Source organism: Streptomyces sp. NPDC001339, from assembly GCF_042895955.1.
Classification (GTDB): Bacteria; Actinomycetota; Actinomycetes; order Streptomycetales; family Streptomycetaceae; genus Streptomyces.
In genome coordinates this window covers 418,294-435,823 of sequence record NZ_JBIAWT010000001.1, presented here as the reverse complement: position 1 = coordinate 435,823, position 17,530 = coordinate 418,294, and the positions used below count along the sequence as shown (strand labels likewise).

Below are 17,530 nucleotides of genomic sequence, written 5' to 3'. Positions count from 1 at the left end.
GGGCCCGGCCTACGGGACCTGGTCTCCGGTGCCGCGGTGGGCGAAGGCGCCGTCGGGGGCGAAGGCCAGCCCGGCGAAGCGCTCACCGATGCGGCGGTGGGTGGCGGCGTCCGGGTGGAGCGCGTCGGGCAGGGGCAGTTCGGCCGCGTCGGTCTCGCCGTAGAGGTCACGGCCGTCGAGGTGGTGCAGGGCCGGGTCCTCGGCCGCCCGCTGGGCGACGATCCGGGCCAGCTCGTCCCGGATGACGCCCAGGGTCAGCTTCCCGCCCGCGCGTTCCGCCGGATCGCCGGTGGCCCGGAACCGAAGCCGCCCGGCGCTGAGGGCGGCGAGGTCCGGGGCGCAGGGACCGGGGGTGTCCTCGTGGATGGGGCAGAGGATCGGGGAGACGACCAGGAGCGGTGCGGTGGGGTGGCCCTCGCGGATCGTGTCGAGGAAGCCGTGGACCGCGGGGGTGAAGGCGCGCAGGCGCATCAGGTCGGCGTTGACCAGGTTGATGCCGATCTTGACGCTGATCAGGTCGGCGGGGGTGTCCCGCATGGCGCGGGCGGTGAACGGGTCGAGGAGGGCGCCGCCGCCCAGGCCCAGGTTGATCAGTTCCACGCCGCCCGCGGAGGCGGCGAGCGCGGGCCAGGTGGTGGTGGGGCTCGCGGCGTCGGTGCCGTGGCTGATCGAGCTGCCGTGGTGCAGCCACACCCGGCGGCCCCGGTCCGGCGCGGGCTCGACGGGGAAGTCGGTGCGCAGGGCGATGAGTTCGGTGGTCTCGTTGTGCGGGAGCCAGATCTCGACGTCCTTGGCGCCCTCGGGCAGGCCGCTGAAGCGGACGGTGCCGGCGGGGCCGGGCCGCTGCTCGGCGGTCCCGGCGGTCATGTCGATGGTCAGGGTGTTGCCGCCCGGCACACTGGCCCGGCCGGCCAGGCGGCCGTCGACGAGCAGGTCGTACACGCCGTCCGGGCGGGGCGGGACGCCCACGTAGACCCGTTTGGTGGGCAGCGTCTCCAGCTCGACGGCGGTGGCCCGGGTACGGAAGACCAGCCGTACGCCGGAGGGCTGGGACTCGGCCATGGCCAGCTGCCCGTCGGCGCACTGGGCGCGGGCCCGGGCGGGCAGCCGGTGTGGCAGCACGCCGTGTTCGGTGCGCTCCACCTCAAGGGCGCCGCGCAGGAGATCCGCGGTGAGGGGCGTGGTGATCCAGTGGTCCTCGGCGTGCATTGTCCAACCTGTTCGTCGAAACCTGTTGATCAAAAGGGGGCGGCCCCGCGGAAGAACCTTCCGTGGGGCCGCCCCGTGGTGCGTCGGCTGCTGTGCTCAGCCTTCGACGGCCGGTCAGGCCTCGAAGACCTCGTTCAGCAGGGCCTGCTGCTCCGCCTGGTGGCGCTTGGCCGAGCCCACCGCCGGCGACGAGCTGTGCGGCCGCGAGATGCGGCGCAGGCGCTCGCGGGCCGGGACGTCCTCGCCGACCGCCAGGTCCAGGTGGTCGATCAGGTTGAGACCGAGGAACGGCCAGGCACCCTGGTTCGCCGGCTCCTCCTGCGCCCACAGGAACTTCTCGGCGTTGGGGAACTTGGCGATCTCCGCCTGGATCTCCTTGCCGGGCAGCGGGTAGAGCCGCTCGAGGCGGACCAGCGCGGTGTCGTACGCGCCGCGCTTCTCGCGCTCCGCCTCCAGGTCGTAGTAGACCTTGCCGGAGCACAGGACGACCTTGCGGATCGCGGAGGCCTCCACCGTGCCCGCGGCCACCCCGGTGTCGCCGATGACCGGGCGGAAGCCGCCGGAGGTGAACTCCGAGGTCTTCGACGCGGCGGCCTTCAGGCGCAGCATCGACTTCGGGGTGAAGACGACCAGCGGCTTGTGGTGCGGGTTGTGCACCTGCCAGCGCAGCAGGTGGAAGTAGTTCGACGGCAGCGTCGGCATCGCGACCGTCATGCTGTTCTGCGCGCAGACCTGGAGGAACCGCTCGATCCGGGCCGAGGAGTGGTCCGGGCCCTGGCCCTCGTAGCCGTGCGGCAGCAGCAGGGTCACGCCGGAGCGCTGGCCCCACTTCTGCTCCGCCGAGGAGATGAACTCGTCGACGACGGTCTGGGCGCCGTTGACGAAGTCACCGAACTGCGCCTCCCACAGGACCAGCGCCTCCGGGCGGGCCAGCGAGTAGCCGTACTCGAAGCCCATCGCCGCGTACTCGCTCAGCAGCGAGTCGTAGACGTTGTAGCGGGCCTGGTCCTCGGAGAGGTAGAGCAGCGGGGTGTAGTCCTCGCCGGTCAGCCGGTCCACCAGCACCGCGTGGCGCTGGCCGAAGGTGCCGCGGCGGGAGTCCTGGCCGGCGAGCCGGACCGGGGTGCCCTCCATCAGCAGCGAGCCGATGGCGAGGGTCTCACCGGTGCCCCAGTCGATGGTGTCGTCCTCGATCGAGGCGGCACGGCGCTGCAGCTGCGGCATCAGACGCGGGTGGACGGTGATGTGCTCGGGGATGTTGACCTGGGACTCGGCGATCCGCTTGACGACCTCCTGGGAGATCGCGGTGTCCACGTGGACCGGGAACTCGGCCTGCGGCTCGGGCACCTCGGGCACCGCCGGGGCGGACGTGGCGTCCCGGACCTCGGCGAAGACCTTCTCCAGCTGCCCCTGGAAGTCCTGCAGCGCGCCCTCGGCCTCCTCCAGCGTGATGTCGCCGCGGCCGATCAGGGACTCGGTGTAGAGCTTGCGTACCGAGCGCTTCTGGTCGATCAGGTCGTACATCAGCGGCTGGGTGAAACCGGGGTTGTCGGTCTCGTTGTGGCCGCGGCGCCGGTAGCAGATCAGGTCGATCACGACGTCCTTGTTGAACGCCTGGCGGAACTCGAAGGCCAGTCGGGCCACGCGGACCACGGCCTCCGGGTCGTCACCGTTCACGTGGAAGATCGGCGCCTCGATCATGCGGGCCACGTCGGTGGCGTACATGGAGGAGCGGGAGGCTTCCGGCGCGGCGGTGAAGCCGACCTGGTTGTTGATGACGACGTGCACGGTGCCGCCGGTGCGGTAGCCGCGCAGCTGCGACATGTTGAGCGTCTCGGCGACCACGCCCTGGCCGGCGAACGCGGCGTCGCCGTGCAGCTGGACCGGCAGGACGGTGAAGTCCGTACCGCCCTTGTTGATGATGTCCTGCTTGGCGCGGGCCACACCCTCGACGACCGGGTCCACGGCCTCCAGGTGGGAGGGGTTGGCGGTCAGCGAGACCTTGATCTGCTCGCCGTCCAGGCCGGTGAAGGTGCCCTCGGCGCCCAGGTGGTACTTCACGTCGCCGGAGCCGTGCATCGACTTCGGGTCGAGGTTGCCCTCGAACTCACGGAAGATCTGGGCGTACGACTTGCCGACGATGTTGGCGAGGACGTTGAGGCGGCCGCGGTGGGCCATGCCGATGACGACCTCGTCCAGCCGCGACTCGGCCGCGGAGTCGATGACCGCGTCCAGCAGCGGGATGACGGACTCGCCGCCCTCCAGCGAGAAGCGCTTCTGGCCGACGTACTTGGTCTGGAGGAACGTCTCGAACGCTTCGGCGGAGTTCAGCCGGCGCAGGATGCGGAGCTGCTCGTCGCGCTCGGGCGACTTGTGCGAGCGCTCGACGCGGTCCTGGATCCACCGGCGCTGCTGCGGGTCCTGGATGTGCATGAACTCGATGCCGGTGGTGCGGCAGTACGAGTCGCGCAGCACGCCCAGGATGTCGCGGAGCTTCATCATGGACTTGCCGGCGAAGCCGCCGACCGCGAACTCCCGCTCCAGGTCCCACAGGGTGAGCCCGTGCTCGGTGATGTCGAGGTCGGGGTGCTTGCGCTGCTTGTACTCCAGCGGGTCGGTGTCGGCCATGACGTGGCCGCGCACCCGGTAGGAGTGGATCAGCTCGAAGACCCGGGCGGCCTTGGTGACGTCGTCGTCGTGCGAGACGTCGATGTCCCGCATCCAGCGGACCGGCTCGTACGGGATCCGCAGCGACTTGAAGATCTCGTCGTAGAAGCCGTTCTCGCCGAGCAGCAGCTGGCTCATGATCCGCAGGAACTCGCCGGAGGCGGCGCCCTGGATCACCCGGTGGTCATAGGTGCTGGTCAGCGTCATGACCTTGGAGACGCCCATCTTGTTCAGGGCGTCCTGCGAGGTGCCCTGGAACTCGGCGGGGTAGTCCATCGCGCCGACGCCCATGATCATGGACTGGCCCGGCATCAGCCGCGGCACGGAGTGGACGGTGCCGATACCGCCCGGGTTCGTCAGCGACGCGGTGACTCCGGTGAAGTCGTCCATCGTCAGCTTGTTGTCGCGGGCCCGGCGGACGATGTCCTCGTACGCCTGCCAGAACTCGAAGAAGGTCAGCGTCTCGGCCTTCTTGATGGCCGCGACGACCAGCTGGCGCTCACCGCTGGGCTTCACCAGGTCGATGGCCAGACCGAGGTTGACGTGCTCGGGCTTGACCAGCGTCGGCTTGCCGTCCTTCTGCGCGAAGGAGTAGTTCATCGACGGCATGGCCTTGAGGGCCTGCACCATCGCGAACCCGATGAGGTGGGTGAAGGAGACCTTCCCGCCACGGGCGCGCTTGAGGTGGTTGTTGACGACGATGCGGTTGTCGAAGAGCAGCTTCACCGGGACCGCGCGGACGGACGTGGCCGTCGGCAGCTCCAGGGAGGCGTTCATGTTCTTCGCGACGGCGGCCGACGGGCCGCGCAGGGTGACGAACTCGGGACCGGCGGCCGGGGCCTCGCCGTTGGCCGACGCCTTGGCGGCGGGCGCGGGCTTCGCGGGGGCCTTGGCGGCGGGCGCGGGCTTGGCGGGGGCCGGAGCGGCGGGCGCGGGCGCGGCGGCGGCCGGAGCGCTCGCGGCGGGCTTCGCCGGGGCGGCGGGCGCCTGCGGCGCGGCCGGGGTCTGCGGGGCCGGGGCCTCCGTCGGCTGGGGCGGCGCGGTGGCGCCGCCGCCCGGCTTGTAGTCGGCGAAGAAGTCCCACCAGGCTCGGTCTACCGAGTTCGGGTCCTGGAGGTACTGCTGGTAGATCTCGTCGACGAGCCACTCGTTCGGGCCGAAGGCGGCAGCGGGGCTCTTGCCCCGCCCGTCTTGATCAGCTTCGGTCGAGATGCTCGAACTGTTGGGGGACTGTAGCGACACGGCGGCAACCGCCCTCTTCCGCTTCCTAAGGTGGTGGACAGCGGAAATAAAGGCTACGCCTGTTGTGACCTTCGGTGCAGTCCGGGAGGGCCACACGTCGTGTACGTCACATTTGGCGCAGGGTTTCAGGGCATGACTTGGCGGGAAACACCCGTAGTTTGCCCGCGTGTGGGTAGCACCCATCGCCGTCGCACCCACGAGATGAGTGCTCCTACCACCGACCCTACGTCAGGAGCCGTCCCTACGGACGTCAGCTCCGTGATGACTCCAGCCCCGGAAGAGTGACCCGAATCCGGCAACCCCTGGCCGCTTCGGCCACTCCTATCCGTCCACCGTGCAGATCCACCGCCCAGCGGGCGATCGCCAGGCCCAGGCCCGTACCGCCGTCCGTACCGGGCCCCGACGGTCCCGGGCCGCCGCGGTTGAACCGCTCGAAGACCCGGTAGCGCTCCGACTCCGGAATACCGGGCCCCTCGTCCTGCACCTCCAGCACCAGGCTCTCCGGGGCCTCCCCGCGCCGCGCCCGCACGGTGACCCGGCCATGGCGCGGGCTGTGCTTGATCGCGTTGTCGATGAGATTGGCGACGACCTGATGGAGCCGCTCGGCGTCGGCGTGCGCGGACAGCTCCGGCGGCGAGACGTCGAGGTGGAGGTGGACGTCCGTACGGGTATGGGTGCCCGCGCCGGCCGACCCGGACAGCGTGGCGGCGCCGCGGCTCATATTGGCCTCCTTGAGCACCCCGGACAGATAAGGCCAGACCTCGAACCGCCGGACGCGCAGCGGCACCACCCCGTTGTCCAGCCGCGACAGGTCCAGCAGCTGCTCCACCAGCCGGCCCAGCCGCTCGGTCTGCCGCAGGGCCGTCCGCATCGTCTCCGAGTCGGGCTCGCACACCCCGTCGACGACGTTCTCCAGGACGGCGCGCAGCGCGGCTATCGGGGTGCGCAGCTCGTGGGAGACGTTGGCGACCAGCTCCTTGCGGTGGGTGTCCACCGCCTCCAGGTCGGCCGCCATCCGGTTGAAGGCCTGCGCCAGGTCCCCGAACTCGTCGCGGCGGGCCGAGCCCACCCGGCGACTGTAGTCACCGTGCGCCATCGCGCGGGTGACCTCCGTCATCTCGTCCAGCGGGGCGGTCAGGCCGTTCGCCACGAACTGGGTGATCAGCAGGGAGGCGATGATCGAGAAGATCGTGATCACCCGCAGCTCGGTGGCCGAGTGGATGGCGACGAACACCAGCAGGGTGGTGATGATCACTGAGACGCTGACCAGCGCTCCCAGCGCGGCCTTGACCGAGCGGTACGGGTCCAGGGGGCGCAGCGCCTCCCAGAGCCGCTGCCCGAGGCCGCGCACGGCCGGGCGCCAGATGCGTGTGGTGCGCGCCCCGCGTGTACGTGTGGTGCGCGCCCCCCGAGCCCCGCGTGCCATGGGCGCCGTCCGCGTCGTTCCTGCCGCCCGCCGACGGGAACGCCGGAGGGGGAGTCGCCGCACGGGAAGGCGCCACGGGGTCATGCGGGCGGCGCCTCCAGGGCGTACCCGACGCCATGCACCGTACGGATGCGCTCGGCGCCGATCTTGCGGCGCAGCGCCTTGATGTGGCTGTCGACCGTACGGGTGCCGGAGGCGTCCGCCCAGTCCCACACCTCGGCCAGCAGCTGCTCACGGGAGAGCACCGCGCGCGGGGTGTTCGCCAGGCAGACCAGCAGATCGAACTCGGTCGGCGTCAGATGCACATCCACGCCGCGCACCCGGACCCGGCGCTGGGCGTGGTCGATCTCCAGCTCGCCGAGGCGCAGGATGCCGCTGCGCGGGGTGTGCGCGGCCAGCGCGGCGCGCTCGACCCGGCGCAGCAGGACGTGCACCCGGGCGGCCAGCTCGCGCATGGAGAACGGCTTGGTCATGTAGTCGTCGGCGCCGACGCCGAGCCCCACCAGCATGTCGGTCTCGTCGTCACGGGCGGTGAGCATCATGACCGGCACCGGGCGCTGCGCCTGGACCCGGCGGCAGACCTCCAGGCCGTCGAAGCCCGGCAGCATGACGTCGAGGACCAGCAGATCGGGCTGCCAGGCCTCGGCGGTGTCCACCGCGGCCGGGCCGTCGGTGGCCGTCTGGACCTGGAAGCCCTCGGCGCGCAGCCGGACCGCGATGGCGTCGACGATCGTCGGGTCGTCCTCCACGACCAGGACCCGGCGCTGGGCTCCTGGCGTGGCAGCGGCGGTGCCGCCTTGCGTTGTCTGCGTCTGGTCCATCGCCCGCCCCTGCATTGCCCCTGCGTGGTCGCGTCCTGCTGGGCAGCAGCGTACGGGGAGGGTGCGACTGTCGGCTACGCAGCCTTCCGCGCGAGATGGACCGCGTCGGGGACGCCTCGGACAACGGGGATTTCTTCCGTACGTACCTCGGTGAAACCGGCATTTCGCAGGGCTTCCTCGAAGGCCGTCGAGGGCCGGGCGGACCAGACGGCGAGCACGCCGCCGGGGGTGAGCCGGTCACGGCAGGCGGCCAGCCCGCCGGGGGAGTAGAGGCCGTCGTTGTCCTCGGTGACGGTCCAGTCGGGCCCGTTGTCGATGTCCAGGCACAGGGCGTCATACAGGTCGTCATGCAGGTCGTCACGCAGAGCGTCATGGGTGTCCCGGCCCGCCCCGGTGCGCAGGTGGGCGACGAGGTCGGTGTGGAGGATCCGGCAGCGCGGGTCGGCCAGCGCGGCCGCGGAGACGGCCGACAGCGGGCCGGTGCGGTGCCAGTCGATGACCGCCGCCTCGCGTTCGACGACCACGATCCGGCCCCAGCGCGGCTGTTCGGCCGCCCGGGCCAGGGAGAAGCCGACGCCCAGTCCGCCGATGAGGACGGCGGGCCGCTCGCGTCCGGAGGGGAGTCCGGCCAGCGCGGCGTCGATCAGCAGCCGCTCGGAGCGGCCGTCGGAGGTGTCCATGAGGAAGCAGCCGTTGGCGATGATCTCGTAGACGACGGGCTCGGCGGGTGTGCCGGGGGAGCCGGAGGAGCCGGGGATGGTCGCCGTGGGGGGCCCGCCGCGCTGGCGTAGCACCACCTCGCCGTACGGGCCCTCGCGACGCTCGATCGTGCGCGGGCTCTGCGAGTGATCGGCGGTTCCTGGAAAGGGAGTTGCGGAGGGAGTCGTGGGGGCCATGGCGTCATGGTGGCGAAGCGGGGCGGCGCCGGTCCACCTTCTTTCCGCGAGCCGCATGGTGTGACGCATCTCACTCTCTCAGGTTCTTCAAAGGTTGACCAGGCAGGCTGGTAGGGGCGTTGTGCAGGACAGGGCCATGAAGGGCGTGAAGGGAAGGTGCCGCGGACCGTGAGCGGGCCGGCAATCACCGGGGGAGCGCAGGGGGATGAGGCGCCGGGCGATCGTGCCCCGGGCCGGCTTCCGGGCGTCCCCCGGCAGCGCGCGGCCCAAGGGCAAGGACGGGAGCCGGGGCCGGGACAGAGACCGGAGCCGGAGCCGGGGCCGGAACAGAGACGACCGGAGCCGGGGCCGGAGGGGAAGCCGGAGCCCGAGCCCGAGCCGACCCCTCCGCGGGCGCGCCGACGGCTCTGGCGGCCCTGGCGGCTGTTCCCCACCCCCACCGGAACCCCGTTCACCTTCTGCTACACGGCACTGCTCCTCCTCACCTCGCTCTTCGCGGAGTACGGCGACCCGGGGCTGGTCTCCGCGTTGCTCCATGACTCCAGCACGGACGTGGTCCACCTCATGCGGGCGCCGCTGCTGGTGCTTGTCGCCAGTGCGCTGTGGAGCGCCGGCGGGCTGGCCTCCGGCTATGCCCTCGTCTTCCCCTTCGTACTGACGGCGCTGGAGCGGCGGATCGGCGGACTGCGCACCGCCGCGGTCTTCTTCGGCGGCCATGCGCTGGCCACCCTCGCCACCGAAGTGCCGGTGGCCTTCTCGGTCGCCGCCGGCCAGTTGCCGGAGAGCTCGCTGCACCGCCTCGACTACGGCATCAGCTTCGGCGTGATGACCTGCATAGGAGCCCTCGCGGGCATGCTGCCGGCCTGGGCGCGCCTGCCCCTGCTGGCGGGCGTCGGCTTCCTGTCCCTCGCGGACCTTTTCGCCTACGTCGACCCGATGGCCGACTGGGGTCATCTGCTGGCACTGACCCTGGGCGTCGCCGCCTGGCCCGTCGTACGCCGCTGGCGCGTCCGCCGTACCGGCTCCCCGCCCCTCCTCGGCGACCTGGGGCACCCTGCGCTGCGGGACGCGCGGACGCACTGAGCGCGGCGCCCTGGGGATGAGAGAATGGCGGAATTGCATTCTTCCGGGCGCGGCACTCCGCGGCGTCCGTCGGCCGCAGGAGTACGCGCACCGTGTCCGCAGACCGCACGACCGACCGCCGGCAGTCGGCTCAGCCAGCCCAGTCGGCTCGGCCGGCCTCCTCGATTCCCGACGCCGCGGGGCGGGCGGAACTTCCGCTACAGGATCTCGGCCTTCAGTCGGACTGCGGCAGCTGCTTCGGGCTGTGCTGTGTCGCGCTCCCGTTCGCGGCCTCGGCGGACTTCGCGATCAGCAAGGACGCCGGCCGGCCCTGCCCGAATCTGCAGACCGACTTCCGGTGCGGTGTCCACAGCGACCTGCGCCGGCGCGGCTTCTCCGGCTGTACGGTCTTCGACTGCTTCGGCGCCGGGCAGAAGGTTTCCCAGGTCACCTTCGGCGGCCAGGACTGGCGGCGAGCCCCGGGGACCGCCCGGCAGATGTTCGATGTCTTCCCCGTCATGCGGCAGCTGCACGAACTCCTCTGGTACCTGTCGGAGGCGCTGGCCCTGCCGGCAGCCCGCCCGGTCCACGCCGACCTGCGTGCCGCCCTGGAGAAGACCGAACGCCTCACCCGCGGCAGCGCCGAGGAACTCGCCGCACTCGACGTACCGGCCCACCGGGGCGAGGTCAACGTCCTGCTGCTGCGCACCAGCGAGCTCGTACGGGCCGGGGTGCGCGGCCGGAAGAAGAAGGAGCGGCGGGGCGCCGACCTCATGGGAGCCCGCCTCAGGGGCGCCGACCTCCAGGGAGCCAACCTGCGTGGCGCGTACCTGATCGCCGCCGACCTCAAGGGCGCCGATCTGCGCCGGGCGGACCTCATCGGCGCGGACCTGCGGGACGCCGATCTCAGCGGCGCCGACCTCACCGGCGCCCTGTTCCTCACCCAGTCCCAGCTCAACGCGGCCCGTGGCGACACCGCCACCAAGCTGCCGCCGGCCCTGACCCGCCCCGCCCACTGGTAACCGTCCCGCCCACCGGTATCCGTCCCGCTCGTGAACGGGCCGGGCCCCTGCCCGCACGGGGTGTGCGGCAGGGGCCCGGTCGTGCGGGCGGCCGGACGTGGGTGGAGCCGTCCGCACGGTTGCGGCCTCAGCCGTTGGCCAGGGCCTTCAGGCGGTCGTACGAGCCGTTGAAGCGGTTGTGGTCGCCGACCGTCGGGCCGGACGAGGTGTACTGCCAGAGGGTGTGGAAGTCCCAGCCGCCAGGGAGTTCGCCGGCCGAGGAGCCGTAACGCGGGACCCACAGCGGGTTGATCTTCCCGAAGGCGGACGAATTGCCGGTGCACTGCTTCCACCAGTTGGTGGAGGTGTAGAGGACCGCGTCCCGTCCGGTCCGCGCCTTGTACGTGGCGAACCAGTCCTTCATCCAGTTGACGAGGCCCGTCGGGCTCTTCCCGTAGCAGGTCGCGCCGTAGGGGTTGTACTCCATGTCCAGCGCTCCGGGCAGCGTCCTGCCGTCCTTGGACCAGCCGCCGCCGTGGTCGGCGAAGTACGTGGCCTGGGCGGCGCCGCTGGAGGTGTCGGGCGTGGCGAAGTGGTACGCGCCCCGGATCATGCCGGTCTGGTAGGAGCCGTTGTACTGCTGGGTGAAGTACGGGTTGGTGTAGCTGGTGGACTCCGTCGCCTTCACATAGGCGAAGCGGGCGCCGTTGTTCCAGAGCGTCGACCAGGCGACATTGCCGTTGTGGCTGCTGACGTCGACGCCCTCGACGGACGCCGCGAGCGGGAGCGGGCCCGGCGGCGGTGCCAGACCGGCCGCCGTGCCCTCGTGCCGGGCGATCTGGGAACCGGCCCAGTCCTGTTCGGGGTGGGTGGGCTCCGGTGCGCGCCCGGTGGGCACGGCGTAGGCGGTGCCCGGCAGGCCGACGAGGAGAGCGAGGACCGCGAGCAGGGCCACGGCTGCGGTCATGGCCCGGGCCCCGGCCACGGTCACCGTCACGAAGGAGCGTGCGGGCCGGTGTGGGGAGCGGGAGGAAGGGGAGAAGCGGAGGAAGTCAGGGAGACCGGGGAAGTGGGGGAGACCGGGAAAGTGGGGGGAGCCGGATCTGAGCACGGACATACGTGTCTCCGGAGATCTCGGTGGGTGACCTGAGGGGGTGTGGGGTGATCCGTGGAGGTGAGCCGTAAGCCGGTGAGCCGGTGTGCGGTGCATGACGTGCGGCGGGCCCGTGACGCCCGTCCGGCACTTTGGTGTGGTCATGCCATAACCCACGATACGCGCGTAGACCGGCGCGGCCAAGGGGGGCGGTGTGCCGCCGTTGGTCTAATCCTGCGAAATACTGGACGAACTGCGGCTTCGGCCGCCGAGGGCGGAAACTTTCAGAAGAGGGAAAGTGGGCATGGGCGCTGACGTGCACGACACCGGAGCCGACGGGACCGCGGCGGAGGGGGCGCCGGCTGGTGTGGACCACGTATTCCTCGCCCTGGAACGCGAATTGTCGGTCTTCCTCCGCCGGGCCCGGGCCTCTTCCGGTGAGATGGCCCGTGAGGTACACCCCGATCTGGAGCCCTCCGCGTACGGACTCCTGGTCCGGCTGGCCGACGCCGGCGCGCAGCGCGCCACCGACCTCGCCGGCTTCTTCGGCGTCGGCAAGGCCACGATGAGCCGCCAGCTCCAGGCCCTGGAGCGGCTCGGGCTGGTCGCCCGCCAGCCGGATCCGGCCGACGGCCGCGCCGTGCTGGTGCGCCTCACGGACGAGGGCCGGGCGCGCTTCAGCCGCGTCCGCAATGGCCGCCGCGCCCAGTACGCCCGCCGCCTCGCCTCCTGGGACCGGGGGGAGGTCGCCGAACTGGCCCGGCTGCTGCACCGGCTGAACACCGAGCAGGAGGGCGAGGAGGGCCAGTAACCGGAGGGGCGCCCCGCGGACGGCTCACGGACTCACGGGACTCACGCGACTCACGGGACTCACGGAACGACGAAAATCACCGCCGCGTCGTCCCGCCCCTTCCCCCGGGGACGGGCCACGCCGTCCGGGTCGGCCGCCTCCGCCGCCCGGACCCGGTCGATGAGGGACTGGGGGCCCTGCTCGGCCACCAGCCCGACGCAGTCCGCCCAGGAGCCCTCCCGGAAGAGCTCGACCCAGCGCCCGGCTCCGTCGGTGAGCGCGGTCAGCGAGCGGATCCCGGAGCGTGGGGCGCTGCCGGTGACCGCCCGGGTGGCCACGGCCGGATCGGCGGCCGCGGTGAAGAAGCCCCCCTCGGCGTTGCGCAGCGCCTCGACCGCGCGGGCGTACTCCCGGGCCGCGGCGGCCCGTTCCGCCGAGCCCCGGGGCAGCGCCCGTACGGCGGCGCGCCGCTCGCGCACGGCGGGCGGCAGCTCGTCCAGCCGAGGATCCCGTACGGGGTGCACCGAACCGTCCGCCCGTTCCAGGAGCAGGACCGAATCGGACAGGACGAGGTACTCGACGGTGTCCTCCGACCACCGTGCGGCGACCACAGTTGCCTGGGGAGTGCGGGCGTGAGAAAGGTCACAGGTGGCGCGGTGGCTGTCGGCCGTCCGGGAGATGGCCGCGGCGAGTACCTCAGTGAGCGTCATATCCCGGTGTGAGACCGACAGTTCGAGCATCGCGCCGCCGAGCCGCGCCGTGAACCACGGCACCGTGTGGACGCATCCGAAGTTCTCCGCCGGCGGTGTCACGCCGTCCAGCAGGACCAGGGCCCCGCCCTGGCCGGAGGCCGGCACGGCTACGGATGCATAGTCCTCATTGGGGTGTTGGGGGTCACCCGGCTCGGTGGCGAGTTCGACGCGCATGACCGCCAGTCTGCCGGAGGGCGCGGTTTTCGCCCGCGGACCGGGTACGCGCCGGCGGCACCGGCGCACGGCCGGGCCGACGGCCAGGTCACTGACGTCATGGAGGGTGCGGAAGAAGGTACGGACCAAGGGGCCTGCCGGATGCGGGCGGGCATCTTTCCAGGAGCGGGACGCATCTCCAAACCCGTCCAGGGGTTGCAGAAGGTTGCCGCCGAGAGCGTCGGTGCACGGAAGTTGATGGCCAAACTCCGTTTGTTGTTCACTCGTTCGGGTGGCCAGGCATGTGTTGCCGAGCCACTGCGCGGCGCCGGTGGAATGGTCGTTGCCCGTCCAGGGGGTGGGGCCAGAACGTCCGTCGCGACGCGTGGAGCCGGACTGTTTACCCTTCGCGGAAGTGTGTGCCGCTGCGGTGTCTGCGCAGGTCCGCCCCGCGAGCGGAGAGCGAGCCGGGTCCGCGGCGCCGCACGGCGCGGGGCAGGCGAGACAGGAATGCGAGCAGCAGCGGTGCGGAAGAAGCGGCTTCGGGGCGGCGCGGGGGAGCCGGGTTCACCCGCCGGTTCGGGCTCGGGACCGGCAACGGGACCGGCGACGGGCCCGGGGCCTGGGCAGGCGGACGCGACGGGCGCCGGGAACGCCGGGGGACGGCGTCCCGCACGGGTGCGCAACCGGCTGGTGGGAGCGGTGGCCGTGGTGGCCGCCGCCGTCCTGGGGGCCGCCGCACCAGGGCTCCTCGACGCGGCCGACAACGCCCACGACAGCCAGCAGTTGGTCGATCTCGCCGAGCTCAACGCCCGCGCGATCACTCTGGCGCACTCCCTCGCCGACGAGCGCGACGCGATGACCGCGTACGTCGCCGCCGGACGGGGCAGCGGCGGGAGCGGTACCGGCACGGGCGACTCGCGGCCCCAGCGCGCCCGGGTGGACCGGCAGATCGGCGAGCTGCGCTCCGAGGCCCAGGACTCCTCGGGGGACACCGCCGTCTACCAGGCCGCCGCCAAGCTCCTCCGCGCGCTGCCGCAGACCCGTCACAAGGCGCTGTCCGGCACTGATGCGGCCGATCACCTCTACACCGCCTACACCGAGATCATCCAGGCACTCGGCGCGATAGGCACCGATATCGCCCGCGGACTGCCCGCCCGCGCGGATTCCGAGGACGCCGGCACCCGGGCGCTGCCGGTCCTGGGCCGCGCCACCGAACAGGCGGCCGGCACCCGCGCGCTGCTGCTCGCCGCGCTGGACCAGAAGGGCAGCCCGTCCCGGCTGACCCGCCTCGCCCAGGTCACGTACCTCCGCGAACAGGGCGCGCTGGGCGAATTCCGGCAGATCGCGAGCCCGGGCGCCCGGGACCGCTACGACCGCACCGTCACCGGCTCCGACGTCAACGCTGCCGAGCGCCATCTCACCTCGCTGACCGACCAGCCCCGCCTGGACACCGCCGACTTCCGGCTCGACCGGCAGCGTGTACAGAGCGCCCTCACCACCCGCATCGGGCTGATGCGGGGCGTGGAATCCGCCATGGCCACCGCCGACATCGAGCGGCTCGGCGGGCTCCGCGACGACGAAGTGACCGAGCTGGAGATCCGCATCGGCCTGGCGGGGCTCTGCCTGCTGCTCGCCGTCGGCGCCGGCATCTGGGCCGCCCGCACCATGACCCAGCCGCTGGCGGCGCTGCGGCTCGGCGCCCAGCGGCTGGCCGCCGACCCCGCGGACGAGGAACCCCTCACCTACAAGGGCCGTAACGACGAGTTCGCCGCCACCGTACGGTCCGTCAACGCCCTGCACGCCAAGGTGGGCGAGCTGGCCCGGCGCACCGCCGAGCTGGAGGGCGAGCGCGCGCGGCTGGCCGGCGGCCGGCAGCGGCTGACCGCCGAGCGCGAGGTCCTCCAGGAGCAGAGCAAGGCGCTCCAGGCGCAGGTCGCCGGCCTCACCGAGCGGCTGGCCCGGGCGCACACCGGAGTCCATGGCCGGTTCGCCCACCTCTCGTTGCGCACCCTCGGCCTCGTGGAGCAGCAGCTCGCCGTCATCGAGTCGCTGGAGGAGGACGAGCGGGACCCGGAGCGGCTGGCGACCCTCTACAGGCTGGACCACTTCGCCGCGCGGATACGCCGTCACAGCGAGAACCTGCTGGTGCTGGCGGGAACGGAGCAGCACAGCACCCACCACCAGGAACCGGTACCGCTGCTGGACGTGCTGCGTGCCGCGGTCAGTGAGATCGAGCGCTATGAGCGGGTGCGGATGCGGTCGCTGCCGCCGCACACCCAGGTCGCCGGGTTCGCCGCCGACGACCTCAGCCATCTGGTCGCCGAACTCCTGGACAACGCCACCGCGTTCTCGCCGCCGGACGCCCACGTCGAGCTGTCCGGCTGGCTGCGGGAGAGCGGTGAGGTGGTGCTCTCGGTACAGGACGAGGGCATCGGGATGACCGCGGAGCGGATGGCCGAGATCAACGAGCGGCTGTCGGACGCGGAGGCCGCCTCGTCCTCCGAGGACGCCGACGAGGCGCTGGGGCTGGGCCTGTACGTGGTGGTACGGCTGGCCGCCCGGCACGGCATCCGGGTCGAGCTGCGGGAGGCGAAGCAGGGCGGGGTCACCGCCGAGGTCGTCCTGTCCGGCACGATTCTGCCTAGCCGTCCGGCCCCGTCGTCCGCCCCCGCCTCCTCCCCTTCCGCCGACTCCGCACGCCTCGCGCCGTCGGCCCTGGCGGACACCGCCACCGCCACCACGGCCACCGGCGGCAGCGGCGAACACGTCCGCACCGGGGACGACGCAAGCCCGGCCGCCGGCCCAAGGCCGAAGGACACGGACACCACCGCCCCGGCCGCCGCCACCCCCTCCGACCCGTACGCCATCGGCCCGGACCAGCACACTCGCCCCGGGGCGGAGGCGGCACGTACCGCAGCCGCAGCCGGCGCCTCGCCGGACGAGCAGCCGCGGACCGCGCTGGGCCTCCCCAAGCGCAAGCCCAGGATCGTGGCGCGGCAGCGGCCGACGCCCGCCGTGACGCGCAAGAGCGGTGCGTCCCATGCCGAGGCGCTACGGCGCCGGCTCGGCGGATTCCAGCAGGGCGCGCGAGACGGCCGGCGCGAGGCCGAAGCCGAGCTCGCCGAACGCACGGAACCCCTCGCGGAGCGAACCGCGGAATCCACCGCGCGGCAGACCGGCCAGGTCAACCAGACGAACCACACCAACCGCACCAACGAGGTCAACCGCACCAACCAGGTCAACCGGACCATCCAGACCAACCACCAACAGCAGACCATTCCACAGACGGAGACCGACGGGGCGGGGGCGCCGGGCGAGAGACACAGTGTCGAGGAGGCACGCGATTGAACGCGCAAGCGCCCACGGAGCACGAACAAGGGCAAGGACTGAGCAGTCAGGCACGGGATCTGCACTGGCTGCTGACCAACCTGGTCGACGAGGTGCCGGGCATCCGCTCGGTCGTGGTGGTCTCGTCCGACGGCCTGCCGCTGCTCGGCTCCGACCCGGACGGGGCGGCCGCCGCGGACGATTCGACCGGGACGGCGACTGCGGAGGACCCGGGCGGGTCGGCCACCGCGGAGTATCCGGCGGACGGGTCGGACACCGCCGCGGACCGGGCTCGGGTGGCCACCACGGCATCACGGCCGGGCGGCGGTGCCACCCCTCGAGGAGCCGGCGCCGACCTGGCCACCATCGTGTCCGGCCTGGCCAGTCTGACCCGGGGTGCCGCGGACCTGATGGACGGCGGAACCGTCAAGCAGACGATGGTCACCATGGACGAGGGCAGCCTGTTCGTCGTGTCGATCAGCGACGGCTCACTGCTCGGCGTACACGCCACCCCGGACTGCGATATGAACGTGATCGCCTATCACATGGCGCTGTTCGTCGGCCGGGCCGGCCATGTCCTCACCCCCGAACTCCGCAGCGAACTACGTCAGTCGATGGAGAGCACCCAGTGACCTCGACGTGCGTCCTCCCCAGACACGGGGTGGACCGGAAACCCGCGCGCGTACGGCCCTACTCGCTCACCGGTGGCCGCACCCTCCCGTTGGCGCGCGAACCGCGCGCCGGCGGGGACGGCCCTGCCGGCCATGTCCTGCTCGTCGAGACCTTCGTGGCCGCGCCGGCCGGCCCCGACGAGGACCATGAGCCCGCCGCGCCGGACGGCCGGTGGGCCGGGCAGGTGCTTCCGGAGATGCGCGCGATCGTCGGACTGTGCCGCCGGATGCGCTCGGTCGCGGAGATCGCCGCGCTCCTCAAGATGCCGCTGGGCGTGGTCCGTGTCCTGCTCAGCGACCTCGCCGACCAGGGAAAGATCCGCGTCTACGGCACCGGGCACGGTACCGGCCGGCCGGACCGCGCGCTGCTCGAAAGGGTGCTGAGTGGACTTCACAGGCTCTGAGGCGATACCGGCC

At 72.2% G+C, this 17,530-nt stretch carries 13 protein-coding genes; 6 read left to right on the top strand and 7 right to left on the bottom strand.

Annotated elements, in window-relative coordinates; translation table 11 throughout:
- Nucleotides 1-9: 9 nt before the first annotated feature.
- The 5 genes from ACFY12_RS01835 to ACFY12_RS01815 all read right to left on the bottom strand — a co-directional run bounded on the left by ACFY12_RS01835 (nt 10) and on the right by ACFY12_RS01815 (nt 8,261).
- Nucleotides 10-1,209: a GDSL-type esterase/lipase family protein gene (locus ACFY12_RS01835; protein ID WP_390713714.1), complete on the bottom strand. Its 1,200-nt coding sequence runs from the start codon at nt 1,207-1,209 to the stop codon at nt 10-12.
- A 114-nt stretch (nt 1,210-1,323) separates the two neighbouring features.
- Entirely contained in the window at nt 1,324-5,118 is a 3,795-nt protein-coding gene (locus ACFY12_RS01830; protein WP_390713713.1) for a multifunctional oxoglutarate decarboxylase/oxoglutarate dehydrogenase thiamine pyrophosphate-binding subunit/dihydrolipoyllysine-residue succinyltransferase subunit, read from the bottom strand.
- Between the two features lie 250 nt (nt 5,119-5,368).
- Nucleotides 5,369-6,484, bottom strand: coding sequence for an ATP-binding protein (locus ACFY12_RS01825; RefSeq protein ID WP_390714343.1), 1,116 nt, complete (start codon nt 6,482-6,484; stop codon nt 5,369-5,371).
- A 140-nt stretch (nt 6,485-6,624) separates the two neighbouring features.
- The gene (locus ACFY12_RS01820; protein ID WP_390713712.1) at nt 6,625-7,365 is read right to left on the bottom strand and encodes a response regulator transcription factor; all 741 of its coding nucleotides are present in this window, start codon (nt 7,363-7,365) and stop codon (nt 6,625-6,627) included.
- A gap of 74 nt (nt 7,366-7,439) precedes the next feature.
- A complete protein-coding gene (locus ACFY12_RS01815) occupies nt 7,440-8,261 on the bottom strand; it encodes a spermidine synthase (protein ID WP_390713711.1) in 822 nt (273 codons plus the stop codon).
- 168 nt (nt 8,262-8,429) lie between these two features.
- On the opposite strand from ACFY12_RS01815, the gene ACFY12_RS01810 reads away from it, so the two are divergent.
- Both ACFY12_RS01810 and ACFY12_RS01805 read left to right on the top strand, forming a co-directional pair.
- Complete coding sequence (locus ACFY12_RS01810; protein WP_390713710.1) at nt 8,430-9,344, top strand: rhomboid-like protein; 915 nt, start codon at nt 8,430-8,432, stop codon at nt 9,342-9,344.
- Nucleotides 9,345-9,508: 164 nt separating this feature from the next.
- On the top strand, nt 9,509-10,345 hold the full coding sequence (locus ACFY12_RS01805; protein ID WP_390714342.1) for a pentapeptide repeat-containing protein: 837 nt from the start codon (nt 9,509-9,511) through the stop codon (nt 10,343-10,345).
- A gap of 127 nt (nt 10,346-10,472) precedes the next feature.
- Here the strand turns inward: ACFY12_RS01805 and ACFY12_RS01800 are convergent, their stop codons facing one another.
- On the bottom strand, nt 10,473-11,291 hold the full coding sequence (locus ACFY12_RS01800; RefSeq protein ID WP_390713709.1) for a lysozyme: 819 nt from the start codon (nt 11,289-11,291) through the stop codon (nt 10,473-10,475).
- 430 nt (nt 11,292-11,721) lie between these two features.
- Between ACFY12_RS01800 and ACFY12_RS01795 the strand changes: the two genes are divergently transcribed.
- Nucleotides 11,722-12,228, top strand: a complete 507-nt coding sequence (locus ACFY12_RS01795) for a MarR family winged helix-turn-helix transcriptional regulator (protein WP_390713708.1) — start codon at nt 11,722-11,724, stop codon at nt 12,226-12,228.
- Nucleotides 12,229-12,287: 59 nt separating this feature from the next.
- Here ACFY12_RS01795 and ACFY12_RS01790 read toward each other — a convergent pair whose 3' ends face one another.
- Nucleotides 12,288-13,133 carry a hypothetical protein gene (locus ACFY12_RS01790; RefSeq protein ID WP_390713707.1) on the bottom strand — a complete coding sequence of 282 codons (846 nt, stop codon included), beginning with the start codon at nt 13,131-13,133 and terminating at the stop codon, nt 12,288-12,290.
- A 657-nt stretch (nt 13,134-13,790) separates the two neighbouring features.
- Between ACFY12_RS01790 and ACFY12_RS01785 the strand changes: the two genes are divergently transcribed.
- From ACFY12_RS01785 to ACFY12_RS01775, 3 genes are read left to right on the top strand one after another with little or no spacing between them, the layout of a single operon-like run.
- Nucleotides 13,791-16,463: a nitrate- and nitrite sensing domain-containing protein gene (locus tag ACFY12_RS01785; RefSeq protein ID WP_390713706.1), complete on the top strand. Its 2,673-nt coding sequence runs from the start codon at nt 13,791-13,793 to the stop codon at nt 16,461-16,463.
- On the top strand, nt 16,460-17,074 hold the full coding sequence (locus tag ACFY12_RS01780) for a roadblock/LC7 domain-containing protein (RefSeq protein ID WP_390713705.1): 615 nt from the start codon (nt 16,460-16,462) through the stop codon (nt 17,072-17,074). Before ACFY12_RS01785 ends, ACFY12_RS01780 begins: the two co-directional genes overlap by 4 nt.
- Nucleotides 17,071-17,517 carry a DUF742 domain-containing protein gene (locus ACFY12_RS01775; RefSeq protein WP_390713704.1) on the top strand — a complete coding sequence of 149 codons (447 nt, stop codon included), beginning with the start codon at nt 17,071-17,073 and terminating at the stop codon, nt 17,515-17,517. The genes ACFY12_RS01780 and ACFY12_RS01775 overlap by 4 nt, the downstream gene beginning before the upstream one ends.
- Nucleotides 17,518-17,530: the final 13 nt, after the last annotated feature.